At 75.0% G+C, this 23,467-nt stretch carries 25 protein-coding genes; 14 read left to right on the forward strand and 11 right to left on the reverse strand.

Features of this window, described 5'->3' with window-relative positions:
* Positions 1–9: 9 nt before the first annotated feature.
* Both VG869_01145 and VG869_01150 read left to right on the forward strand, forming a co-directional pair.
* Complete coding sequence (locus VG869_01145; protein ID HEV3449785.1) at positions 10–3,849, forward strand: ATP-binding cassette domain-containing protein; 3,840 nt, start codon at positions 10–12, stop codon at positions 3,847–3,849.
* Positions 3,850–4,216: 367 nt separating this feature from the next.
* Positions 4,217–5,914 carry a hypothetical protein gene (locus VG869_01150; protein ID HEV3449786.1) on the forward strand — a complete coding sequence of 566 codons (1,698 nt, stop codon included), beginning with the start codon at positions 4,217–4,219 and terminating at the stop codon, positions 5,912–5,914.
* Here VG869_01150 and VG869_01155 read toward each other — a convergent pair.
* Together VG869_01155 and VG869_01160 are read right to left on the reverse strand one after the other, a co-directional pair.
* Complete coding sequence (locus VG869_01155) at positions 5,884–6,561, reverse strand: acyltransferase (GenBank protein HEV3449787.1); 678 nt, start codon at positions 6,559–6,561, stop codon at positions 5,884–5,886. The two genes, VG869_01150 and VG869_01155, sit on opposite strands and share 31 nt — an antisense overlap.
* A complete protein-coding gene (locus VG869_01160; GenBank protein ID HEV3449788.1) occupies positions 6,558–6,746 on the reverse strand; it encodes a hypothetical protein in 189 nt (62 codons plus the stop codon). Before VG869_01160 ends, VG869_01155 begins: the two co-directional genes overlap by 4 nt.
* 94 nt (positions 6,747–6,840) lie before the next feature.
* Between VG869_01160 and VG869_01165 the strand changes: the two genes are divergently transcribed.
* The 4 genes from VG869_01165 to VG869_01180 all read left to right on the forward strand — a co-directional run bounded on the left by VG869_01165 (position 6,841) and on the right by VG869_01180 (position 9,076).
* On the forward strand, positions 6,841–7,416 hold the full coding sequence (locus VG869_01165; GenBank protein HEV3449789.1) for a DUF6529 family protein: 576 nt from the start codon (positions 6,841–6,843) through the stop codon (positions 7,414–7,416).
* A 1-nt stretch (position 7,417) separates the two neighbouring features.
* Complete coding sequence (locus tag VG869_01170) at positions 7,418–7,759, forward strand: cytochrome c (GenBank protein ID HEV3449790.1); 342 nt, start codon at positions 7,418–7,420, stop codon at positions 7,757–7,759.
* Positions 7,760–8,809, forward strand: coding sequence for an ABC transporter substrate-binding protein (locus tag VG869_01175; protein ID HEV3449791.1), 1,050 nt, complete (start codon positions 7,760–7,762; stop codon positions 8,807–8,809). It abuts the gene before it with no gap.
* A 96-nt stretch (positions 8,810–8,905) separates the two neighbouring features.
* Positions 8,906–9,076 (forward strand): hypothetical protein, encoded by a 171-nt coding sequence (locus VG869_01180; GenBank protein HEV3449792.1) that lies wholly within the window; start codon positions 8,906–8,908, stop codon positions 9,074–9,076.
* 9 nt (positions 9,077–9,085) lie between these two features.
* Here the strand turns inward: VG869_01180 and VG869_01185 are convergent, their stop codons facing one another.
* The gene (locus VG869_01185) at positions 9,086–9,940 is read right to left on the reverse strand and encodes a Ku protein (GenBank protein ID HEV3449793.1); all 855 of its coding nucleotides are present in this window, start codon (positions 9,938–9,940) and stop codon (positions 9,086–9,088) included.
* A 19-nt stretch (positions 9,941–9,959) separates the two neighbouring features.
* On the opposite strand from VG869_01185, the gene ligD reads away from it, so the two are divergent.
* Genes ligD through VG869_01205 form a run of 4 tightly spaced genes read left to right on the forward strand, consistent with a single transcriptional unit; the run spans position 9,960 to position 13,349 of the window.
* The gene (gene ligD / locus VG869_01190; GenBank protein HEV3449794.1) at positions 9,960–10,868 is read left to right on the forward strand and encodes a non-homologous end-joining DNA ligase; all 909 of its coding nucleotides are present in this window, start codon (positions 9,960–9,962) and stop codon (positions 10,866–10,868) included.
* Between the two features lie 26 nt (positions 10,869–10,894).
* The gene (locus VG869_01195) at positions 10,895–11,704 is read left to right on the forward strand and encodes an SDR family NAD(P)-dependent oxidoreductase (protein ID HEV3449795.1); all 810 of its coding nucleotides are present in this window, start codon (positions 10,895–10,897) and stop codon (positions 11,702–11,704) included.
* 55 nt (positions 11,705–11,759) lie between these two features.
* Positions 11,760–12,422 (forward strand): hypothetical protein, encoded by a 663-nt coding sequence (locus VG869_01200; protein HEV3449796.1) that lies wholly within the window; start codon positions 11,760–11,762, stop codon positions 12,420–12,422.
* Positions 12,423–12,431: 9 nt separating this feature from the next.
* Complete coding sequence (locus VG869_01205) at positions 12,432–13,349, forward strand: cation diffusion facilitator family transporter (GenBank protein HEV3449797.1); 918 nt, start codon at positions 12,432–12,434, stop codon at positions 13,347–13,349.
* 31 nt (positions 13,350–13,380) lie between these two features.
* Here the strand turns inward: VG869_01205 and VG869_01210 are convergent, their stop codons facing one another.
* Positions 13,381–13,893, reverse strand: coding sequence for a pyridoxamine 5'-phosphate oxidase family protein (locus tag VG869_01210; GenBank protein HEV3449798.1), 513 nt, complete (start codon positions 13,891–13,893; stop codon positions 13,381–13,383).
* 25 nt (positions 13,894–13,918) lie between these two features.
* On the opposite strand from VG869_01210, the gene VG869_01215 reads away from it, so the two are divergent.
* Complete coding sequence (locus VG869_01215; GenBank protein ID HEV3449799.1) at positions 13,919–14,383, forward strand: MmcQ/YjbR family DNA-binding protein; 465 nt, start codon at positions 13,919–13,921, stop codon at positions 14,381–14,383.
* Entirely contained in the window at positions 14,380–14,631 is a 252-nt protein-coding gene (locus VG869_01220; protein HEV3449800.1) for a hypothetical protein, read from the forward strand. The genes VG869_01215 and VG869_01220 overlap by 4 nt, the downstream gene beginning before the upstream one ends.
* A 9-nt stretch (positions 14,632–14,640) precedes the next feature.
* On the opposite strand, the gene VG869_01225 is transcribed toward VG869_01220, so the two are convergent.
* From VG869_01225 to VG869_01235, 3 genes are read right to left on the reverse strand one after another with little or no spacing between them, the layout of a single operon-like run.
* On the reverse strand, positions 14,641–15,687 hold the full coding sequence (locus tag VG869_01225; GenBank protein ID HEV3449801.1) for a phosphotransferase: 1,047 nt from the start codon (positions 15,685–15,687) through the stop codon (positions 14,641–14,643).
* A complete protein-coding gene (locus tag VG869_01230) occupies positions 15,684–16,613 on the reverse strand; it encodes an SDR family NAD(P)-dependent oxidoreductase (GenBank protein HEV3449802.1) in 930 nt (309 codons plus the stop codon). The genes VG869_01225 and VG869_01230 overlap by 4 nt, the downstream gene beginning before the upstream one ends.
* A gap of 23 nt (positions 16,614–16,636) precedes the next feature.
* A complete protein-coding gene (locus VG869_01235) occupies positions 16,637–17,167 on the reverse strand; it encodes a gamma carbonic anhydrase family protein (GenBank protein ID HEV3449803.1) in 531 nt (176 codons plus the stop codon).
* A 23-nt stretch (positions 17,168–17,190) separates the two neighbouring features.
* Between VG869_01235 and VG869_01240 the strand changes: the two genes are divergently transcribed.
* Positions 17,191–18,003: a phytanoyl-CoA dioxygenase family protein gene (locus tag VG869_01240; GenBank protein HEV3449804.1), complete on the forward strand. Its 813-nt coding sequence runs from the start codon at positions 17,191–17,193 to the stop codon at positions 18,001–18,003.
* Between the two features lie 6 nt (positions 18,004–18,009).
* Here the strand turns inward: VG869_01240 and VG869_01245 are convergent, their stop codons facing one another.
* Positions 18,010–18,777 carry a glucose 1-dehydrogenase gene (locus tag VG869_01245; GenBank protein HEV3449805.1) on the reverse strand — a complete coding sequence of 256 codons (768 nt, stop codon included), beginning with the start codon at positions 18,775–18,777 and terminating at the stop codon, positions 18,010–18,012.
* A 74-nt stretch (positions 18,778–18,851) separates the two neighbouring features.
* Between VG869_01245 and VG869_01250 the strand changes: the two genes are divergently transcribed.
* The gene (locus tag VG869_01250; protein ID HEV3449806.1) at positions 18,852–20,921 is read left to right on the forward strand and encodes a helix-turn-helix domain-containing protein; all 2,070 of its coding nucleotides are present in this window, start codon (positions 18,852–18,854) and stop codon (positions 20,919–20,921) included.
* Positions 20,922–20,996: 75 nt separating this feature from the next.
* On the opposite strand, the gene VG869_01255 is transcribed toward VG869_01250, so the two are convergent.
* Genes VG869_01255 through VG869_01265 form a run of 3 tightly spaced genes read right to left on the reverse strand, consistent with a single transcriptional unit; the run spans position 20,997 to position 23,424 of the window.
* The gene (locus VG869_01255; GenBank protein ID HEV3449807.1) at positions 20,997–21,779 is read right to left on the reverse strand and encodes an acyl-ACP thioesterase domain-containing protein; all 783 of its coding nucleotides are present in this window, start codon (positions 21,777–21,779) and stop codon (positions 20,997–20,999) included.
* Positions 21,780–21,781: 2 nt separating this feature from the next.
* Positions 21,782–23,056 carry an acyl-CoA dehydrogenase family protein gene (locus tag VG869_01260; protein ID HEV3449808.1) on the reverse strand — a complete coding sequence of 425 codons (1,275 nt, stop codon included), beginning with the start codon at positions 23,054–23,056 and terminating at the stop codon, positions 21,782–21,784.
* Positions 23,056–23,424, reverse strand: a complete 369-nt coding sequence (locus tag VG869_01265; GenBank protein HEV3449809.1) for an ArsC/Spx/MgsR family protein — start codon at positions 23,422–23,424, stop codon at positions 23,056–23,058. Before VG869_01265 ends, VG869_01260 begins: the two co-directional genes overlap by 1 nt.
* Positions 23,425–23,467 lie beyond the last annotated feature (43 nt).

Here is a 23,467-nt window from a genome sequence, read left to right on the forward strand (position 1 = left end):
TCCCGCGCCGTGATCGCGGCCCGCCGAGTTGGTCCCGCGATCCTCGCGATCGTGATCGACGCCGCCGTCGGGCGGTACCTCCCGGGCGGCGTGGTGGTGCGAGGCGCGGTCGTCGTGCTGCTGGCGATCGTGGCGCTGGCCCTGGCGCCGCGCCGTTGGGATCCGGTGATCGTCGGGCTGGCGGTGGTGGCGTTCGCGACCGCGGCGTGGCACGTGCCCGGCGGCGTCCTGGTGCAGGGCATGATCATCGGCGCGCTGACGTCGCTGCTGGCGTTGGGCCTGGCGCTGGTCTGGCGGGCCAACCGGGTCATCAACTTCGCCGCCGGAGACCTCGGGGCCGTGCCGGCCACGCTCGCCGTGCTCTTGACCATCAGCACCGTGGCCGCGAGCTGGTGGCTGGCCCTCGCCGCCGGGCTCGTGATGGCGCTGGTCGTCGGCGCGGCGGTCGAGCTGCTCCTGGTCCGGCGGTTCGCGAGGTCGCCACGGCTCGTGCTCAGCGTGGCCACGATCGGGATCGCCCAGGTCCTGGCGGCCGGCTCCCTCCTCCTCCCGCGCTACTTCACGGTCCGGACCGGCACGATCCCGCAGCCCTTCAACCTGCACCTGACGATCGACCCGATCGTGTTCGGCGGCGCCGACATCGTCGCGGTCGCCACCGTGCCGCTCGTCCTCGTCGGGCTGGCCCTCTTCCTGCGGCGCAGCGACGTCGGGATCGCCGTCCGCGCCGGGGCCGACCGGGCCGACCGGGCCGCGTCGCTCGGCGTCCCCATCCGCCGGCTCCAGACCGTGGTCTGGGTCCTGGCCGCGGTGCTCGGGTTCCTCGCCGTGTTCCTCCGGTCGTCGATCCTCGGCCCGCCGATCGGGCAGGTCCCGGCGGGCGGCATCGGGCCGGCGGTGCTCGGGCCGGCGCTGCTCCTGCGGGCGCTCGCCGCGGCCGTCGTCGGGCGTATGGAGCGGCTCCCCACCGTGGTCGGCGCCGCGGTGGTGCTCGGCATCGTCGAGCAGTCGGTCGTGTGGCACTGGCACGAGCAGGCGTACGTCGACCCGGTGCTGTTCATCATCGTCGTCGTGGGCGTCCTGGCGACCGGCGGGACGTCGATCGGGCGCGTCCGCGAGGGAGAGGTCTCGACGTGGCAGGCCGCCCGCGAGGTCCGCCCGGTCCCGCGCGAGCTCCGTCGCCTGCCCGAGGTGCGCGTCGCGAGGGCGGTGCTCGCGGTCGGCGTCGCCGCCCTGCTCCTGGCCGTGCCCGCGTTCCTCTCCGCCAGCAAGCTGGGCCTGGCCGCGGCGATCCTCATCTTCGGCATCATCGGCGTGTCCCTCGTGGTGCTCACCGGCTGGGCCGGTCAGGTGAGCCTCGGCCAGGTCGCGTTCGTCGGGATCGGCGCCGCGGTCTCGGGCGCGATCACGGCGCGGCTCGGGTGGGATCTCGCGTTCGGGCTGCTCCTGGCCGGTCTCGTCGGCGCCGCCGTCGCCGTGGTGGTGGGCCTGCCCGCGATCCGCCGGCGCGGACTGACCCTGGCCGTCACCTCGCTCGCGTTCGCGCTCATGACGTCCGACTACCTCTTGAACCGAACCTTCTTCGGCGAGGGCACGACGATCAACTGGCTGCCGGCGACCCGGATCACCCGTCCGCCCCTGTTCGGGGCGATCGCCATCGACACCGACACTCGCTTCTACTACCTCTGCCTGGTCGGGCTCGCGGTCGCGGTCGCGATGGCGTACGGGGTTCGGCGGAGCCGCACCGGGCGGGCGATCATCGCCATGCGCGAGAACGAGCGGGCGGCCGAGGCGTTCGGAGTGAGCGTCCGCCGCCTCACCGTCTTCGCCCTGGCGTTCTCGGGGTTCCTCGCCGCGTTCGCGGGCGCGCTCTTCGTGTACCAGCAGTCGGGCCTGGATCCGAGCCCCTACCAGCCGGCGGCCAGCCTCGAGGTCTTCGCGATGACCGTCATCGGCGGGCTGGGATCCATCCCGGGCGCGGTGATCGGCGCCACGTACGTGCGCGGCGTCGACTACTTCCTGGCGTCGCAGTGGCAGATCCTGGCGACTGGGGTGGGCCTGCTCGCGGTCCTGCTCGTCCTGCCTGGGGGTCTCGGCGCCGCCCTCGCCGACGCCCGCGACGCCCTGCTCCGTCGCGTCGCCGCCCGCCGCTCGCTCGCCATCGGCTCGTTCACCGACGAGACCCCGGAGGTGGGCGACGCGCCCCCGGCGGCGGCGGGGCTCGCCGCCGCGCCCCGCCGCGACGACCGCCGGCTCCGACTCGTCGTCGACGCCGTCGACGTCCGCTATGACGGCGTCCAGGTGCTGTTCGGCGCGCACCTCGAGGTCGCGGCCGGCGAGATCGTCGCCCTGCTCGGCACCAACGGCGCTGGGAAGTCCACGCTCGTGCGGGCCGCGGCCGGCCTCGTCCCGTGCGACCACGGCGAGGTGCGGCTGGACGGCGAGGACCTGACCCGGCTGCGCGCCGATCAGATCGCGCATCGCGGCGTGGCAACCATGCCGGGCGGCGCCGCGACGTTCCCGTCCCTCACCGTCGCCGAGCATCTGCGGCTCGCGGCCTGGACCTTGCGGCACCGACCCGACGAGGCGCGCGCGGCGCGGGCCGCGGCCCTCGACCACTTTCCGATGTTGCGAGAGCGCCTGGCGGAGACCGCGGGGAACCTCAGCGGTGGCCAGCAGCAGATGCTGGCGCTGGCGATGGCGCTGGTCGGCTCGCCGCGCGTCCTGCTCATCGACGAGCTGTCGCTCGGGCTGGCGCCGGCGGTGGTGGCGTCGCTGCTCGACGTCGTCCGGGCCGTCGCCGCGGCCGGCACCGCCGTCGTGATCGTCGAGCAGTCGGCCGAGCTGGCCCTCTCGTTCGCCGACCGAGCCTCGTTCATGGAGAAGGGCCGCATCCGCTTCGAGGGGCCGTGCGACGAGCTGCGCGGCCGGCCCGACCTGCTCCGGTCGGTGTTCCTCGCCGGCATCTCGGTCACGGGCGTCGCCGCTCGCGCCGCCGCGCCGGCGGCGCCCCGCGACGGGCACCGCCTCGAGGTGCGAGGGCTCACGAAGCACTTCGGCGGCATCGTCGCCCTCGACGACGTCTCCTTCACGGTCGAGCCGGCCGAGGTCGTCGGGATCCTCGGGCCGAACGGCGCCGGCAAGACCACCCTCTTCGACGTCGTCAGCGGGTTCGAGCGACCGGAGCACGGGTCGGTCGCGCTCGTCGCCGCCGACGGGCGTCGCGTCGACCTGGTCCACCGCAGCCCGTCGGGTCGCGCCCGCGAGGGCCTCGGGCGCTCCTTCCAGGACGCCCGCCTGTTCCCGGCCCTCACCGTCGCCGAGACGATCGCGGTGGCGCTCGAGGATTCGATCGAGGTACGCGATCCCGTCGCCGCCGCGCTGTGGCTGCCCGCCGTGGCCACCTCCGAGCGCGACGCCCGTGATCGGGTCGACGAGCTCCTCGAGCTGTTCCGCCTCGGGGGCTTCGCCGACAAGTTCGTGCGCGAGCTCTCGACCGGCAGCCGACGGATCGTGGATCTGGCCGCCGTCGCGGCGCAGCACCCCGACGTCCTGCTGCTCGACGAGCCCTCGAGCGGCATCGCGCAGAAGGAAGCCGACGAGCTCGCGCCCCTCCTGCTCCGGGTCCGCGACGACCTCGGCGCCAGCCTCGTGGTCATCGAGCACGACCTGCCCTTCCTGCGTCGGGTGGCGAGCCGTTGGGTCGCCCTCGACCTCGGCGCGGTCATCGCCACCGGCAGCCCCGACGAGGTGACGGCCGATCCGGCGGTCGTCGCCGCGTACCTCGGCCGCGACCGGGGCCAGACCCGCGACCCCGAGCCGATCTCGACCGACCGAGGCCCGGAGCGGTGACCACGCGGCGACGTCCCGCGCCGACGCTGGCCTGACGCTGCCGACGGACGCGGCCGTGCTAGCCCGTAGGCACGACCGACGCCGCGGGTCCATGGCTCGCGCCACCGCCGACGGGACCGGACCGACCTGCCGAGGAGTGACGGAGCCGACCTTGCGGGTACACCAGCCCTCATGAACGAACTGCAGCCGGACCGGCCGCGGGTGACGGCGTCCATCGTCGCCCGCCGCGGCGGGGCTCCCGCACCTCCGGGCGCCTGGAAGCGGCCGCCGACGCCGGACCCACGCCGCCCCGACCGTTCCGGCGCGGTGACCCGCCTCGCCCCGCGCCCGGCCCGGGACGCGACGCCGGCCGACCCCTCGCGCCGCCGTGGCTGAGGCGCGCCGACGGGGGGGCCCGTCCCGGCGCACCATCCTGACCCGGTACCTGCCGATCGTCGCGGTGGTCGCCGTGATCGGGATCGTCGCCGCGGTGGTCAGCAGCGGCGGCGGGGGCGGGAAGTCGACGACGACGACCGCTCCGACCAAGGGCCTGCCCCTGACGTTCGACGAGGCCCAGGCACGCGGCGTGCACGTGAACTGGGGGCCGAAGTGCGACACGAGCACCGGCCGGGTGGCCGTCCCGCTGTCGTACGCGCCGCCGTGCATCCAGCCGCGGAACGGCGGCAACAACGGCGGCGCGACGGCGCCCGGCGTGACCGCGGACACGATCACGATCGCCCTCTACCAGTCGCAGCCCGACCCGTTGGCGGAGGCGGCGCTCCAGCAGAGCGGCAGCGACGAGAGCCTGGCCGCCGAGGCGCGCACCGTGCAGGCGTATGTCGACTTCTTCCAGTCGCACTACGAGACCTACGGCCGCCGGATCCGCGTCGTCCCGATCCGGGCCAGCGGCACGCCCGACGACGACGTCTCGGCCAAGGCCGACGCCGACCGGGTGGCGAACGAGGTGCACGCGTTCGCGTCGTTCGGGGGACCGAGCCTGACCAGCGCCTACGCCGACGAGCTGGCGTCGAAGGGCGTCCTCTGCCTCGGCGAGTGCGTGCTCGCCGAGACGAGCTCGTTCCTCCAGTCGCGCGCCCCCTACGTGTGGCCGTCCCTCGCCGCGCCGGACCAGGCCGCCCTCCCCTGGGCCCAGTTCGTGACCAGCCAGCTCAGCGGCCGCCCCGCCGCCCACGCCGGCGACCCGAAGCTCCGCGCCCAGCGGCGGGTCTTCGGCGACGTGCGCTTCGACGACGGCACCGGGATCTTCGACGCGACGTACAAGCAGTTCGCCCACACGCTGGCCGCGAAGCACACGAAGATCGCGGTGGACCTCAAGTACCAGCTCGACCTCACCCAGGCCCAGGCGATCTCGCGGACGCTCATCGCGTCGCTGAAGACGGCCCACGTGACCACCGTGTTCGTGGCCGCCGACCCGGTCTTCCCCCAGTTCCTCACCAAGGAGGCGACCGCCCAGGGCTACTTCCCGGAGTGGGTCGTGCTCGGCTACGCGTACACCGACACCGCCGTGTTCGGCCGCCAGTACGACCAGCGGCAGTGGGCCCACGCCTTCGGCGTCTCGCTGCTCCCGGCCCGCACCGACGACTCCGTCGACCAGCTGGCCACCATCTTGAGCTGGCAGACGGGCCGCCCGCCCGAAGCGAAGACGTTCCGGGTCCTCGTCCAGGCGCCCCTGATCTTCTTCACGGGCGTGCACCTGGCCGGGCCGCACCTCACCGCGGCCAGCTTCCGCGACGGCCTCTTCCGCTATCCCGCCACCCGGCCGCTCGTGCCGACGCTGCTGCACACGTCGTGGGGCCGCCACGGGATCTGGCCCGGCACCGACTACACGTGGGGCGACGACCTCACCGTGATCTGGTGGGACCCGAACGTCAGCGGCCCGGACGAGGTCGGCAACCAGGGTCGCGGGCTCTACCGCTACGCGCTCGCCGGCCGCCGCTACCTCCCCGGGCAGTGGCCAGCCGACGTCGGCCTCTTCGACGTGGGGCACTCGATCACGGTGCTCCACGCCCTCAGCGGCGACGAGCGTCCGCCGAGCTACCCGTCGCCAGCCTCAGGGACCCGCTGATCGGTCGCGTCGCGCACCACGCGGGCGGGGTTGCCGACGGCCACGCTGAAGTCGGGCAAGGCGCCGGTCACGACGGACCCGGCGCCGACGACGACGTGGCGGCCGACCGTGGCGCCCGGGAGCACGATGGTGCCGTGCCCGAGCCAGGACCCCGCGCCGATGCGGACGGGCTGGGGCGGCGCGAACTGCTGGCCGATCGGCGCGGTCGGGTCCTGGTAGCCGTGGTTGGCGTCGGTGATGTACACGTGGTGCCCGGTGAAGACGTCGTCGCCGATGTCGATGCGCTCGTGCCCGACGATCCCGCTGCCCTTCCCGATGAGACAGCGGTCCCCGATCGACACCACCGCCGCGCCCCCGAGCTCCTGGGTCGGTGACACGCCCGCCGACAGCGTGGCGTAGGGGCCGACCACCGTGGCGGCGCCGAGCTCGATGTAGCGCTCGCCGAACAGCGCCGCCACCGGGAAGCAGATCGCGCTCCCGGCGCCGAAGGCGCGGAAGCGGCGGGCCCGGGCGCTGTCGGGCCGGATCGTGGCCCAGTCGGTGAGGAGCTCCCACGCCGCGTCGAGCAGGTCCCCGACGAGCCGACGCCCCCGCGACGGGTGGGCCGGCCGCGGGGCCCCGTCTCCCGCTCGGTCCGGGGTGGTCACCGCTGCCAGCCCTGCGGCCGCAGCCGCTGCTCGCGGGCCGCGGCGCGCAGGCGCCGGAACATGACGGCGACGCCGACGATCGCCAGCACGCCGAGGGTCACCACCGCGGCGACGAGCACCGGCGGCCACGTGGGATCCATCCGCTCGGCCGCCGCGCCGAGCGGGACGGCGACGGCGGCGAGCATGGCCGGACTGTAGGCGGCCGGTCCGCTCGGGCCGCGCGGTCCCTTGTCGGGAGCGCCGCGCCCGGGCAGGATGCTCGCGAACCGGAGGGGGGCGATGGCGGCATCGGCACCGGTCAGGGCCGGCGTCTCGACGACCACGAAGCTGCTGGTCATCCTGGTGGCGGGCGCCGCGGTGTCGGTGGCGCTCGGCGTCTACGCCAACGAGCACACCGCCACCGGGGAGCGGCCGTACACCCTCTTCTTCAGCGGGACCATCCAGCTCAAGGTCTGGTTCGCGACCGCAGCCGTGGCGCTGGCGTGCGTACAGCTGCTCCTCGCCGCCCGGCTCTACGACAAGATCTCGATCCCCCGCCGCGCCCCGGCGTGGCTCGGCGACGCGCACCGCCTCGTCGGCACGTTCACGTTCGCGCTGACGCTGCCGGTCGCCTACGCGTGTCTGTGGGCGCTGGGCTTCCAGTCGGGCAGCACCCGGGTGCTGCTCCACGGCCTCCTCGGCTGCGTCTTCTACGGGGCCTTCGCCGTCAAGGTGCTCGTCGTCCGGACCCGCGGGCTGCCAGGCTGGGCCATCCCGGTGGCCGGCGGGCTCCTGTTCGCCGCGCTCGTCGGGCTCTTCCTGACCAGCAGCGTCTGGTTCTTCACGTCGTCGTCCGCGGCCCGGCCGATGTTCTGACGTGTTCCGCTGGGTCGTCAACGCCGCCGAGACGCTCGCCGCCGTGGGGGTCGTCGTGGTCGTGGTCTTCCTGTTCGCCAACGAGCCCGGCACGGCCAGCGCGGGCTCGCCGGGGGCGCGCATCTTCCAGGCCGACTGCGCCAGCTGCCACGGCGCCAGCGGGGAGGGGGTCGTCGGGCCCCGGCTGGCCGGTGGCGTGGTCGTCCGCCGCTTCCCGAACGAGGCCGACCAGATCGCCTTCGTCGCCGCCGGGCGAGGCGCGATGCCCGCCTTCGGGGCAACCCTCAGCCCGGTCGAGCTCCGGCAGGTCGTCGACTACACGCGCACGGGGCTCGGCAAGTAGGTGTTCGCGCCGGCGCCGATCCGCATCGGGTTGCTCTTCGACTTCCCGCAGCGCGACGGCGGTGACGACTTCGAGGCGTCCCTGCGACGCGGCGTCGATGAGGTCGCCGGCGAGGGTCGCCTCGACCGCGACGTCGAGTTCCTGCGGGTCGAGGCGACCGGCCTGCCGATCGGCACCGAGCACGCCCTCGTCGGCGGGTTCCGCGACCTGGACGCCGCCGGCTGCCTGGCGGTCGTCGGCCCCTCGATCAGCGACAACGGCCTCGTGGTCGCCCCGCTGGCCGACGCCGCCGGCCTCTCGTGCCTCAACTACACCGGCGGCGAGCGCACCCGGGGCCGCTGCGGCTTCCACTACCAGGTGGGGTCGCTCGAGGAGGAGCCGGTCGTGCTGGCCCAGCGGCTGGCGGCACGGGGCCTGCGGCGCCCGGCGGTCGTCTTCGACCGCTCGCCGGTGGGACGCCGCTACGCCGAGTGCTTCGACGCCGCCACGACCGGCGCCGGGCTCGAGCTGGCCGGGACGGCCGGCATCTCCCCGGTCGCCGAGCAGGTCACCGCGACCCTCGAGCGACTGCGCGCGCTCGAGCCCGACGCCCTCGTGTACCTCGGGCTCGGCGTGTCGTCCCATCCGGTGGCGGTCGGGCTCGCCGAGCTGGCCTGGGGCGTCCCGGTCGTCGCCAACTCGGCCCTGCTGTTCGGCTACCTCCGACCCGACTGGCGCGACGCCTGGGCGGGCTGGGAGTACGTGGACGTGGTCGCCGACGACAACGAGCGCCGGCGCCAGCTCGCCGCCCGGGCCTCCGCGGCCGCCGCCGGGCCGATGGGCTGCGCCGCCCTCGACATGGGCCGGCTCGTCGCCGAGGCGGTCGTGCGCGCCGACCACCTGACGCGCGCCGGGCTCCGCGACGGCTTCGAGCGGGTGAAGCGCCTCCCCGCCACCTGCGGGCGGGACGGCACGACGATGGGCTTCGGGCACTTCGACCACGGGGCCCTGCACGGCGACTACCTCGTGCTCCGCACCTGGGACGGCGGCCGGAGCGTCCAGGTCGACTAGCCCGCTCGGGCGTCACACCCCCGTGGTCTGCTCGGCCGGGTCCCCGGACCGACCGAGGGCCGAGAATTACACTGCTGTCATTCAGGGAGGGACGCCATGGACGCCACCGGCACCGTGATCACGACGGCCGAGCCCGCGGCCCCGGTTCGCTGGGAGCCGTGCGCCGAGCCCCGCCTCGGCGAGGCGGTCGGCACCTGTTCCTCCTGCGGCTGGCCCGTCGACGACCACGGCGCCGAGCGGCTGGCCGCCCCGCCCCGCGCCGCCTGAGGCCTCGCCTCAGGCCGACTTCCGCGACCGGGGGGCGCGCTTCTTCGCCGGCGCGCCCCGCTCGGCCCCGGCGGCCGCCGCCTCGGGCGCCCCGGCTCGGGCCAGGCTCGCCTCCAGCGCCGCCATGAGGTCGACGACCTTGCCCGGCTCCTCGACCGTCGGCTCGGCCACGATCTCCTCGCCGGCGGCCTTCCGCCGGATGACCTCCAGGAGCTGCTCCCGGTACTCGTCGTGATACCGCTCGGGCTCGAAGTGGCCCGACAGGGCCTCGATGAGCTGGCGGGCCATCGCCACCTCGCGCTCGCTCGGGTCCGCCGGCGCCGCGTCCTCGGGGATCAGCCCGCTGCGCGCCTGCACCTCGTCGGCGTAGCGCATGGTCTCGAGGCAGAGGATCCCGTCCAGCGGCCGGATGGCGACGAGGCTCTCCTTCGAGCGGATGACGACGCGGCCGATCGCCACCTTGTGCAGCTCGCTCATCGCCTCCACGAGCAGCCGGTACGGCTTCAAGGCGGCGGCGTCGGGCGCCAGGTAGTAGGGCTGCTCGAAGTAGAGGGGGTCGATCTCCTCGAGGTCGACGAAGTCCTCGATCTCGATCATCCGGCTCGCCTTCGGGGCCAGCGCCCGCATCTCCTCGTCGTCCACGACCACGTACTGGCCCGGCGAGATCTCGTAGCCCTTGCGGATCCGCTCGTTCGGCACCTCGTCGCCCGTCGCCTCCGACACCTTCCGGTAGCGGATGCGGGCGTTCGTCCCGTCCTCGAGCTGGTTGAACCGCACGTCCTGGCTCTTGGTGGCCGAGACCACCCGAACCGGGACCGCGACGAGCCCGAAGCTGATGCTGCCTGTCCAGATCGCGCTTGGCACCCCACTAGGTTCGCAGAGCGTGCCGGCCGGATCCAAAGCGGTCATCGACGTGGCGGGCCGCCGGCTGACCCTCTCGAACCTGGAGAAGGTCCTCTACCCGGCGGCGGGGTTCACGAAGGCGGGGGTGATCGACTACTACGTCCGGGTCGCGCCGACGATGCTCCCCCACCTGGCCGGCCGGGCCGTCACCATGGTCCGCTTCCCCAACGGCGTCGACGGCGGGTCCTTCTTCGAGAAGCGCTGCCCGTCCCACGCCCCGGCCTGGGTCCGCCGAGCCCCCTCGGAGGGGGACCTCGTGGCCTGCGTCGTCGACGACGCGCCGACGCTGGTCTGGACCGCGAACCTGGCCGCGCTCGAGCTCCACACCCTCCAGGCCCGGGTCGACGACCCCGACCATCCCACCTCCATGGTCTTCGACCTCGACCCCGGCCCCCCCGCCGACGTGCTGGCCTGCTGCCGGGTGGCGCTGGACCTCCGGGACACGCTCGAGCGCCTCGGGCTCGCGAGCGTGGTGAAGACGTCGGGGAACAAGGGCCTGCACCTCGCCGTGCCCGTCCGCGGCGCCACCGCCGACGCGACGAAGACCTTCGCCCGGAGCCTCGGCCAGCTCCTGGCGGCGCAGGCACCGGACCGCGTGACCGTGGTGATGGCGAAGGAGCAGCGGGCCAACCGGGTCTTCGTCGACTGGAGCCAGAACGACCGGCACAAGACCACCGTGTGCGCCTACTCCCTCCGGGCGCAGCCGCGGCCGATGGTGTCGACGCCGGTCGCCTGGGACGAGATCTCGGACGCCCTCGATCGCGGCGACCCGGCCGCGCTCAGCTTCGAGGCCCCCGACGTCCTGACCCGGATCGATCGGCTCGGCGACCCCTACGCCGCGAACCTCGACACCGACCAGCCCCTCCCGAGGCCGGTCAGCAGCGAGTGACGCGAGCGCGCCCCGAGCCTGTGGCGATGGACCTGCGAGGCAAGGTCGCGATCGTGACCGGCGCCAGCCGCGGCGTCGGCGCCGCCACCGCCGTCGCGCTCGGCGCCCTCGGCGCGCGCGTCGCCTGCGCGGCGCGCGCCACCGACGCCTCGCCGCTGCGGCTCCCCGGCACGATCGACGCCACCGTCCGCCGCGTCGTCGAGGCCGGCGGCGAGGCCATCGCGGTGCCGACGAACCTCGCCCGCGACGAGGACGTCGAGGCGATGGTGGCCGCGACCACCGACGCCTTCGGGGGCGTCGACGTCCTCGTGAACAACGCCGCGATCACGTTCCCCGGTGACCTCGGGATCGAGCTGAAGCGGTTCGACCTCGTGCTGAACGTCGACCTGCGCGCCCCGCTGCTCGCCATCCGCGCCGTGGTCCCGTCCATGCGGGCGCGCGGCGGGGGACGAATCCTCAACGTGTCGTCGGCGGCCGCCCTCAACTACATCCCCGGGCTCATGGCCTACGGGATGGCGAAGCTGGCCCTCGAGCACCTGACGGTGTCCGCCGCGGCCCAGCTGCGCGAGGCCGGCATCGCCGTCAACACCTTCCGGATCGACGTCCCGGTGGCGAGCGAGGGCTTCGTCGCCAACGCCCCCGAGCTCGACCACTCCGACTGGGAGCCCTCCGAGGTCGCCGCCGAGGGCATCGTCTGGATGCTCGGGCAGCCCGACTCGTACACCGGCAACAACGTCGGCATGGCGCGCCTTCGGGCCGACGAGGGGATCATGGGCGGCGGCGGGCGGGCCCCGACGGGCGGGCTCGTCGTCGAGAACCCGATGCGGCTGCCCTAGCCGCGCCGCGGCGTTGCCGCGAGCCCCGCCAGGCCCCCTCCTACATTGAGCGTCGATGCCGCCGCGACCACCCCGCGACTCGCAGCGCGCCCGCGTCTACCGGGCCGAGCTGCCGCTGGCGGCCAGCCCCCTGCCGGGCCTCGCCGCCTGCGCCCGCTTCGCCGACCGCGTCGTCGGCACGCTGTGGTGGCACGCCCGCTTCCCGGAGCTCACCCTCGAGCGGCTGCCCCGGCTGCGGCCCGGTTCCGGGGCCCGCACCGCCTTCTTCAGCGAGACCGACGACGGGCTCGCCATCACGCTGCCGCGCCGCTACCGCACGAAGGGCATCCTGCTCCACGAGCTGGCGCACTGGGCGCTGCACGACCAGCCCGACCTGCCGACGCACGGCGCCACCTTCGCCCGCCTCGTGCTCGACGCCACCGACGAGTTCTGCGGGCCCGAGCGGGCCCGGGCGCTGGCCGACGCCTACCGGTCCGAGCGGGTGCGGATCGGCGCGCCCCCGCGCCAGGGCCCGGACGGCCGCTGGCGCTACGGCTGGGACGAGCGCCTCCGCCTCGCCGTGGGCCGCCGGCTCGCCGTGCACGTCGACGGCGACGCGCCGATTCGGGGCGTGCTGGAGACCACCGAGCAGCGCGGCGCGACGCTCGTCCTGCGCGACCGTGACGGCACGCGGCGCGTCGACACCGCGGCCGTCTGGGCCGTGGAGCGGGCCCGGTAGCCTGCGCGCGTGCAGGAGGCCAGCCGGCGGGCGGTGCTGGCCGCGCTCCTGGCCAACCTCGGCATCGCGGTCGCGAAGTTCGCCGCCTTCGCGCTCACGGGAGCCACCGCGCTGCTCGCCGAGGCCATCCACTCGGTCGCCGACTCCGGCAACGAGGCACTCCTCGCGCTGGGGGGCCGGCGGTCGCGGCGCGAGCCGACCGCCGAGCACCCGTTCGGCTACGCCCGCGAGCGGTACTTCTACGCGTTCGTCGTCGCGCTCGTCCTCTTCTCGCTCGGGTCCCTGTTCGCGATCTACGAGGGCGTCGACCGCCTCGCGCACCCCAGCGACGTCGGGAGCCCGGTCGTGGGCTTCGCCGTGCTGGGCTTCGCGTTCGTGCTCGAGAGCCTCTCCCTGCGCACCGCGACCCGGGCGGCCAGGGGGCAGCGCGGCGACGCCAGCTGGTGGCGGTTCATCCGCACGACGAAGGCACCCGAGCTGCCCGTGGTGCTCCTCGAGGACTTCGCCGGCCTCGTCGGGCTGCTGCTCGCCGCGCTCGGGCTGACCCTCACCGTGGCCACCGGCGACCCGGCCTACGACGCCGCCGCCAGCGTCGCCATCGGGGCCCTGCTCGGCGTCATCGCGGCGCTGCTGGCGGTGGAGACCCAGAGCCTCCTCATCGGCGAGGCCGCCTCCCCGGCGGACCAGGCCGCGATCCGGGCCGCCATCGTGACCAGCCCCGACATCGACCGCCTGATCCACCTCCGCACCCAGCACCTCGGGCCCGAGGACCTGCTGGTGGCGGCGAAGATCGACCTGGCCCCGCGCGCCGACCGCGACACCGCCCGCGCCATCGACCGGGTCGAGGCCCGCATCCGGGCCCGGGTCCCGCACGCCCGCGTCATCTACCTCGAGCCCGACGAGTACCGCCGCCGCGACGGCACCTAGCGAGCCGCCCCTTCGGTGCTGGGGCCGACGGTCAGCGGCCCGGCCCGACCGGCCCGCCGTCGAAGGTCCAGCGGGTCGGCGAGCCGACGAAGTCGGCCTCGGTGAGCCCGAACGCCCGCCGCGGGCGGAGCTGGAAGCAGACGTTCTCGGTGAAGAACTCGACCGAGTAGCTCGTCTCGTACTTCCGGTTGACCGCGTCGGCGAACGCCGCGATCGAGTCGGCGTCGTCGACCCGAGCCACGGCTCCCTCGACGATGACCGGCTCGAGGGCGTTGTCGGTGGTGATGACCGCCTGCGGGTTGCGCTCGAGGTTCCGCGTCTTCCGGGCCCTCCCGCCGGCGCTGAACCACACCGCGTCGGACCACCAGACGCCCCACACCGGCGTCACGTGCGGTCGCCCGTCGGGCCACACGGTGGCGAGCCAGTAGTCGTGCGACGCCGCGAGCCGCTCGGTCGCCCACGACCACGGCAGGAGGCCCGTCCCGACGTCGGCGGCGGCGATCCCGTAGTCGGGCATGTGGGGACGGCTGGCGTGCGGCTCCATGGCGGTCCTCCCGGCCGTCCCGATGATGCTCCAGTCGGGGCGACGCCGGGTCGGCCAGAATCGGGCCGTGACCCCGGACCCGCTGCCTCGGCTCCGACGGCTCTGCCTGGCCCTGCCGGAGACGACGGAGCGACTCAGCCACGGCGAGCCCACCTGGTTCGTGGGCGGCCGCACGACGTTCGTCATGTACGCGGACCACCACCACGACGATCGGGTCGCCTGCTGGTGTGCTGCGCCGGCCGGCGCCCAGCGCGCCCGAGTCGCCGAGGACCCTCACCGGTTCTTCGCCCCGCCGTACGTCGGAGGGCGCGGCTGGGTCGGCGTGTGGCTCGATGTGCCGGTCAACTGGGACCAGATGGCCGACCTGGTGGCCGACGCGTACCAGACCGTCGCCCCCAAGCGGCTGGTGGCGGCGCTCGACCGTCGAGGCCCCGCGACGCCGGCTCCCGCCGGGCGCGAGCGGCCGCGCAGGAGCGGAGGACGGCGATGAAGAAGCTGGCCGACTACGGCGCCGACGACCACCCCGCCGACGACCCGGAGCGGGCCCGGCTCGCCTGGGCCGTGGCCGCGCTCGACGACTGCGACGGCTGCGAGGCCGAGCGGGTGGAGCTGACGCTCGAGGAGATGGCGCGGCCGGGCACCGGGCTCGTGGCGCACCTGGCGCCGTCGACGGCGCGTCGGGTCCGCGCCGCGCTGCGGGCCGCGCTCCAGGACATGGGGGAGGACCCCGGCCCGTAGCCGGGCGGGCTAGAGCGGCGGGGCGAAGGCGTCGAGCGACGCGATGGCCTGGAGGCTCCGGTCGAGCAGGGCCCGGCACACCTCGACGTGGCGGGCGTCCTCGATCGTCAGCGCGCCGGCGGCGATGACCGGGTAGGCGAACCCGAGGGCGGCCCCGTAGCGGTACATCTCCCACGCCCACTCGGGTGGGGCCTCGACGCCCAGCTCGGCGAGGTCGGCCACGTAGGTGTGGAACGCGGCCTCGTAGCCGGCGCGGTCGTCGACGTTCAGGCTCTGGGTCACCAGGTAGGCGAGGTCGCGGGGCCCGACCGAGCGGTCGACGAGCTGCCAGTCGACCGCGACCACCTCCCCGTCCGGGGTGAAGAACAGGTTGTCGAGCCGCCAGTCCGCGTGCGCGAGCACGAGCGGCGGCTCGGACAGCTTCGCGAACAACGCGGGGATGCGCGCCGGGAACTCGTCGCCGAAGCGTCGCACCGCGGGGGTGATCGCGTCGGGGAACAGCTCCTGGAACCGGGGCCACGCCAGCTCGTAGGCCATCGCGACCGCGCCGGGATACGGATCGTCGCAGAGGCGGGGCAGCCACTCGACCTCGGCCAAGGCCGGGTCGTCCCAGAAGCAGGCGTGGAGCCGCGCCAGCGTGCGGATCGCCGGCCGCGCCTCGCTGACGGTGCAGCCCGCGACCTGGTCGAAGGCCCGGCCCCGCGGTGCGACGTCCTCGAGGAGGAGCACCGTGTCCTGGGTCGCGGGGTCGTGGGCGGCGTAGTGGCACGCGGGGTGCCCGATCGCCGTGCGGCCAGACAGCTCGGTGTAGAACCCGACCTCACGCCCGTACATGTTCAAGACCGTGGCCACGAAGCGGGTCTCGTCGGTCGGGGCGGCCAGCTTGGCGATCAGGACGCTCGACCCGTCCGGCCCGGCAAGCTCGACGCGGAAGAGCTGGCCGACGAGGCCGACGCCGACGCCGAGCGGCGTCGACTCGACGCTGGTGATCCTCCGCCCGAGGGCCTCGGTGCACCAGGCGGGGGTGAGGTCCGCCGCCGTCCGCGGGATGCTCATTCGGCGTCGACGCCCGCGAGCAGCCACTCGGTCAGGCGGCGCGGCGTCTCGACGAGCATCGGGAACAGCGCGTCTCGGCGGGGCAGCCGCACGTGCCGGCGCCGACGCTCGATGGCGTGGACGAGCGCGTCGGCGACGTCGTCCATGTCCAGGTCCAGGGCCAGGTGCAGCGAGGCGAGGCGCGCCAGCGCCCGTCGGGTCGGCTCGTGCCCGCGCAGGCTCTCCATCATCGTGCCCGTGACCGGGCCGATCTCGGCCAGGGTGGTCGTGATCGGCGTCCCCTTCAGCTCGGCGCGCAGCGAGGCCGTGAAGTGGCTGAGGCCCGCCTTCGAGGTGGCGTAGGGGACGAGCCCGGGCAGCGCGTTCGTGCCGGCGATCGACGACACGTTCACGATGTGGCCGCGGCCGCGCTCCCGCATCCGCGGGATCACCGCCCGGCAGAGCAGCATCGGCGCCAGCAGGTTGACGGTGACCAGCGCCTGGATCCGGTCCGGCGCCAGGTCGGTGAACGAGCCGGTGAGGTCGAGGCCGGCGTTGTTGACGAGGATGTCGACGGGCCCCCGCGTCGCGATCTGGTGCACGAGCGGGTCGATCGTGTCGAGGTCGGCGAGGTCGGCCGGGTAGGCGGCGCCGCCGAGGTCGGCGGCGAGCTTCGCCAGCGGCTCGGCCGAGCGGGCGACGAGCGCGAGGTCCGCGCCGCGCGCCGCGAGGCGGGTGGCGAGCGTCGCGCCGAGGCCACGCGAGGCGCCGGTGACGACGACGCGGGAGCCGGCGACGTTCAGGTCCGTGCCCCCCGGCGGCGACGGGCGACGCTCGGCCCGCGCTTCGAGTCCCCCCGCACCCGAACCCTCCCCCTCGGCGCCGCGTCCTGCGTGCTTCGTGCCGCGGAGCGTGGCGCGCGGCCCGACTATATCGGCGCGGGGAATCGGCGCCGGGCCGGCGCGTGGTGCTAGCGGCCGGGCCCGTCGAGTCGCCGCAGCTCGGCGGCGTAGCGGCGGCCGTTGCGCACGTAGTTCGCCGCGTTCGGCTCGATCATGTCGGGCGTGACCGCGTCGAGGCGCAGCGTGGCGGGCACGCCGAGCGCCATCGCCCGGGAGGGCACCTCCATGTCGTTCGGCACGAGGGCGCTGGCGCCGACCAGCGCGTGGGTGCGGACGGTCGCCCGGTGGAGGACCACCGAGTTGGTGCCGACGAGCGCCCGGTCCTCGACCGTGCAGCACTCGAGGTGGGCGAGGTGGCCGATGACACAGTCGTCGCCGATCACGGTGGGCAGCTCGGCCGTGCAGTGGATCACCGTCCCGTCCTGGATCGAGGTCCGGGCCCCGATGCGGATCCAGCCGTAGTCGCCGCGCAGGACCGCCTGCGGCCAGACCGTCGAGCCCGGCCCGATCGTCACGCTCCCGATGACGGTGGCGTCGGGATGGACCCACGCCTCCGGGTCCACGTCGGGCACGGCGTCACCGAGCGCGTAGATGGCCACGGCGCTGAAGGTAGCCTCGGGTCGTGCTCGACACCCTCTCCGTCGACGAGCACGTCGCCGCCATCGACCGTGACGGCTACGCGATCCTCGAGGGCGCCATCGAGCCCGAGCTCGTCGACGCGCTCACCGCCGACCTGGCTCGCCTCGAGGACTGCTTCCAGGTCCAGCCGTCCGACAACAGCTTCGAGGGTTCCCGAACCGTTCGCATCTACAACCTGCTCGCCTTCGGCAAGCTCTACGAGGCCATCCCCGTGCACGAGCACGTGCTGCCCATCGTGGAGCGAGTCCTCGACCCGGGCTGCCTCGTGTCCTCGCTCTCGTCGATCGCCATCCTCCCCGGCGAGACCGCCCAGCCGATCCACGCCGACGACCAGCTGATCCCGCTCCCGAAGCCGCACGTGCCGACCGTGTGCAACACCATGTGGGCCCTCACCGACTTCACCGAGCGCAACGGCGCCACGCGCATCGTCCCGGGGACGCACACCGCCGACCACTCCCCCGACTACGGCGCGCCCTACGACTCGATCGCGGCGGAGATGCCGAAGGGGAGCGTGCTGGTGTGGCACGGCAGCCTCTGGCACGGCGGCGGCGGCAACCAGACCGACGAGCGCCGGGTCGGGATCGCCATGAACTACTGCGCGGGCTGGATCCGCCAGCAGGAGAACCAGCAGCTCGGCATCCCCCGGGACGTCGCCGCGGGCTTCTCGCCGCGACTCCGCCGTCTGGTCGGCTACGGCATCTACACCGGGCTCATCGGCCACATCGACAAGCACGACCCGGTCGAGATGCTCGGCGAGGCGCCGGCCGACGACCCGATGGTGTGGGACCAGATCTGACGCTGGTCACGTGACGACGGCGCCGCCGTCGACCGCGAAGGCGTGACCGACGACGAACGAGGCGGCGTCGGAGAGCAGCCACACCATCGCCTGCGCGATCTCGTCGGGCCGGGCCAGGCGGCCGATCGGCGCCGACTGCGCCATCGCCCGCTCGATCGCGGGGTCGCCGCCCATGAAGCCCTCGAGCATCGGCGTGCGGGTGCTGCCCGGGCACACGGCGTTGATGCGGATCCCGTCCTTTATGTACTCGAGCGCGGCGGCGCGGGTGAGGCCGACGACGCCGTGCTTGCTGGCGACGTAGGCCGGCAGCCCCGCGAACCCGACCAGTCCCGCCCCCGACGACGTGTTCACGATCGCGCCGCCACCCTGGGCGAGCATCGCCGGGATCTCGTGCTTGAGGCCCAGGAACACGCCGGTGAGGTTCAGGGCCAGGACCCGGTTCCAGTCGTCGAGCGAGTAGTCCGCGGTCGACGCCGACGGGCCGGTGGTGCCGGCGTTGTTGATCGCACCGTCGAGGCGACCGAAGGTGTCGAGGGCGACGGCCACGGCGGCGGCCACGTCGGGCTCCCGGGTCACGTCGGTGGGCTGGAAGGCGGCGTCGCCGCCCCCAGCCCGCACGTCGCGGACGACCGCCTCGCCGTGGGCGGCGTCGAGGTCGGCCACCACGACCCGGGCGCCGCGGTCGGCCAGCAGCCCCACCGCGGCGGCGCCGAGGCCGGACGCGCCGCCGGTGACGAGCACGACCTTGCCCTCGAACTCGGGCGCCTCGTCCATCCGCTCCCCTCGCCGACGCCGGCGCCGGACCATACGCCCTACAGCCTCGGCGCTCGCGCGCCGATACGCGTGCCATGGCGAAGACCGCCGAGCGGAGCGGGTCGGACCAGCCCTCGCCGAAGGACGTCGGACGCCACCTCCGCCAGGTTCGGAAGCAGCAGGGCCTCTCTCGAGGGGTGGTGGCGCGGTCGGCCGGACTGACGCGCCGGGAGCTCGCCGCGTACGAGCGGGGGCGCGCCGAGGTGCCGGAGAGCGACCTCTGGTGCCTGGCCGGGTCGTGCGGCGTCGAGGTCTCCGAGCTCCTCCCCCAGCGCGACTCGCTCCAGATCAGCCCCGACCTGGCGACGATCGGCGTCGGCGACACCATTCGCCGGCTGCGGGAGCCGGCCCAGCCCGACGGTCTCCTCCGCGAGTACCTGGCCATGATCTACGAGCTCCGGAGCCTCCCGCCTGGCAGCCGCGTCCCCCTCCGCGAGCCCGACCTCGCCGCGCTCGCCACCGCCCTCGGCGGCACCCCCGACGCCATCGAGCAGAAGCTGATCGAGCTGATCGGCGCCTCGCCCGACGAGGCCGCCCGCATCCGGGCGATGATCCTGCAGCCGCGGTCCCTGGCCAGCCCTGCGCCGACCCCCGCCGACCCCTACGCGGCGCTCCACACCGACGAGGTGCCGCCGGCGGTCGAGCAGTTCTTCGCCAGCCCGGGTCCGACCGACCCCTTCGCCACCCCCGACGCCGGCGCGGCCCCAGCCGACCCGAACGCCGTGAATCCGGACGCGTTCTGGCCTGGCTCCGCGCCGACGGCGCCCCCGACGGCCCCCCCGCCCGCGACCGGGCCGACGGCCGACCCGTTCGCCGCGCCCGCCCCCTTCTCGCCCGAGCCGGCCCCGGTGATCCCCGAGGTGCTGCGACCCCCCGCGCCCCCTCCCCCCGCGCCGGCCGAGCCGATGCCCACCGCCGCCCAGTGGCCCGCGCCGGAGCCGGTCGCCGGAGCCCCCTCGAACCCCTTCGAGGGCCCGGTGGACCCGCAGGCCGCCGCCGCCGCGACCCTGCGCGACCCGTTCGCGCCGCCGCCGGCCGAGGACCCGCTCGTCCCACCGCCGCTGCCCCCCGACCCGTTCGGGGTCCCGCCCGCCGCCGGCCAGTCGAGCCCCGGCGCCGCCATCGAGCCCCCGCCCGCTGCGCCCGCTCCGCCCGAGCCGCCGAGCGGCAACGGGCACGGCGTCGTGGTCGACGACCCCTTCGCCGACTCCGGCCCCGCCGAGCCGATCCCCGAGCCGATCGACCTCGGCGTCCAGGTCCTCGACGCCATCGTCGTCGACGACCCGATGAGCGCGCCGTCCCCGGCGCCGCCGGCGACCGAGCTCGCGGCCCCGGAGCCCACCGAGGTCCGGGGCGACGACGTCGACGTGCTGACCCCCGGCCGCCCCGACGAGACCAGGCCGATCATCGGGCCGGCGAACCCGATCACCTGGAACGCGGGCACCGGCGCCCCCGCCGCGCCGGTCCCGGCGCCTCCGGCCGCCGCGCCGGAGCCCCTGGCCGCGGCGCCGGTCCCTGAGCCCCCGGCCGCCACGCCGGTGGACACCACGCCTCGGTTCGAGCGCGCGAGCGCCCGGTGGCAGATCGGCGGGATCTTCCCCGCCACCGCCATGGCCGACGACGGGACCCTGGCGCTCCGCCGGGCCGACGCCCGCTGGGCGCTCACCGACCTCACCGCTCCCGGCGACTGCATCCTCGAGGCCGCGTTCGACTTCCGCGCCGGCTCCGGGTTCGGCGTCATCTTCCGCGGCTCGATCGACGAGGGCGAGCGCATCACGGGCTACTCCTTCGACGTCGACCCGATCGCCGGCGGCGGCGGCTACCTCGTGCGGCTTTGGGAGGGGAACCGGCAGCACTGGCGCCCCGTGGCCCAGGCGCCGGTCACCGACCCGGCGCTGCTGTACGGGCGCCACGTCGTGCGCATCACGCTGCGGGCCGACCAGCTGACCGTGGTCGTCGACGGCGACCAGGTGCTCGACGTGCCCGCGCTCAGCCGGGCCACCGTCGAGCTCGGCCGCGAGCCCTGCCGAGGCGACCGGGTCGGCGTGCAGGCCTGGTCCACGACCGAGGTCACAGTCGAGTCCTTCCGGGTCGCCAACCTCTGAGTCCCGACCGGCGACGCCTCGCCGGGAGGAGCCGACCGCCGAGCCCGTGACCGTCGGCCTCGCCGCCAGCGCCGGTCAGCCGAAGGTCACGAGCGCCGAGGTGCGCACCTCGTCGTCGCAGGTGAGCCAGCAGGCCAGCCGCTCGCGGTCCGGCGCCGTCCGCAGCTCCACCGTCTCGCCGAGGTCGACGGCCACCCGGTACTCGATCTCGGCCCGAGCCAGCCGTCGTGGCGCGCGACGCGCCAGCTCGTCCTCGACCGCGGCCCACGACGCCGCGTTGTTCACGTGGTCCACGACGTCGACGTCGGTGACCCGCAGCGGCCACGGCCGACGGTCGCAGCCACGCGGCGGGGGCGGGTGCCGCAGCCGGCTCGTCACCCGACGCGTGCCGGCGGCGCCGCCGTACAGGTCGAAGAAGCGGTCCCGGATCGGCGCCGGCCGGCCGGCGTCGTCGACGTACACCCACAGCGCCACCGCCTCGGCGGCGACGCGGCCGTCCACGACGGCGATGGTGCGCCGCTCGGCGAAGCGGCGGCCGGCGCCGCTGCAGAAGGTGGTCAGCTCGACGTCGTCCTGGAACCGCGGCAGCTCGCCGAGGGCCAGGGCGAGCCGGCGCAAGACCCACACCCCGACGAGCCCGACCTCCTCGACGTCATCGTCGGCGACGTCCTGCAGGTAGCGGGCGAGGGCGTCGAGCCGGAGCCGGCCGCCGGCGGTCACGTCGCCGAGGCGGACGCGGCGCCGCCGGGTGACCCGGCGCCCGGCTTCCGGCAGCGGGAGGAACTCCTGCGGGTCGACGACGACCGACGGCGCCGCGGGCCGCCCGGTCGCGCGCACGTCACCGGCGGGCGTGGCCACGGTCAGCCGCCCTGAGTGCCGACCTTGAGCTCGCGGAACGGCGTCTGCTTGTCGGGACCGGGCTCCTTCGGCAGCCCGAGGACCCGCTCGCCGATGATGTTCTTCTGGATCTCATCGGTGCCGCCGTAGATCGAGGGCGCCGGCGCGAAGAGCGTCATCGCCTGGGCCACGCCGCCGCCCGTCGTCTCGGGCCCCATCACCATGCCCTCGGGGCCGAGCACCTCGGGGCCGAGGTCACGGGCCAGGCGCGCCACCCGGCTCATGAGCAGCTTGGCGGTGTTGGCCTCCGGACCCGGGCCGCGCCCTGCGCTGCGCGCCGCCTTCACGCGCAGCGCGGTCATGCGGCCCACCTCGTTCAGGCTGTACAGCTCGGCCAGGCGCTGGCGCACGAGCGGGTCGTCGCGCCGCCCGAGCTTCTCGGCCAGGCCGCGCAGCAGGTCGAAGGCCTGGCCGAAGGCGGCGGGCTGGACCGCGCCGCTGCGGGCCACGCGCTCGGCGAGGTCCCCGGCGCGCTGCTCGAGCATGCCGCCCTTGCGGCCCGGGAAGGCGGCGCCGCCGGCGCCGCTGCCGCCGGTCCCGAGACCCGCCCGTTCGGCGGCGAGGGTGGTGTTGGCGACCGCCCAGCCCTGGTCGACGCCCCCGAGCACGGCGGCGTCGGGCACGCGGGCGTCGTCGAAGAACACCTCGCTGAACAGGGCCCGGCCGGTCATCTCGCGCAGCGGGCGCACCTCGACGCCGCGCTGGTGCATCGGGAACAGGAAGTAGGTGATCCCTTGGTGCTTCGGGGCGTCCGGGTTCGTGCGGGCCAGCAGCATCCCGAGGTCCGCGATCGTCGCGCCCGATGTCCACACCTTCTGCCCGGTGATGACCCACTCGTCGCCGTCGCGCACCGCTCGAGCCTGCAGGCTGGCCAGGTCCGAGCCGGCGCCGGGCTCGCTGAAGAGCTGGCACCAGCCCTCCTCGCCGGTGACGATCGGCCGCAGGTAGCGGTCGCGCTGCTCGTCGGTGCCGTGGGCGAGGATCGTCGGCCCGGCGAGCAGCATCCCGAGCCCGGCCGGCGCCCCGATGGCGCCGGCGGCGCGGAGCTCGGCCGTCACGATCGGGACCAGCTCGCGCGGCAGGTCTCGGCCCAACCAGGCGCGGGGCCAGGTCGGCACCGCCCAGCCGGCGTCGGCGAGGCGGGCCCACCACTCCCCCACGGTCAGGTCGGGGTCCCACGCCTCGTCGAGGAAGGCCCGGAGCTCGGCCCGGACGTCGTCCTCGCTGACCGCCGGCATCAGCGTCGCCCCGGGTCGTCCAGGAGCTCGAGGACCCGTTCCGACGGTCGAGCGATGAGCCCGCGCTCGCCCCGGATGACGACCGGCCGCTGCATGAGCTCCGGGTGCTCGAGCAGCAGCGTGACCACCGCGTCCCGGGTCCGGTACCCGTCGGGGTCGAGGCCCAGCTCCTGGAACCGGCCGTCGACGCGGACCAGGTCGGCGGGCGGCGGGGCGATCGTGTCGAGGATCCACTCGAGCGTCGCCCGGTCGGGTGGCGTCTGCAGATACTCGACGACCTCGACGTCGGCGCCGCGCTCGGCAAGCAACTCCAGGGCGCCGCGGGACTTCGAGCACCGTGGGTTGTGGTACACGAGCAGGTCGCCCACGCCCCGCAGGGTACCGTTGCCCGGTCGGCGGCACGATCTTGGG

Source organism: Acidimicrobiia bacterium, from assembly GCA_035948415.1.
Taxonomy (GTDB): domain Bacteria; phylum Actinomycetota; class Acidimicrobiia; order IMCC26256; family PALSA-555; genus PALSA-555.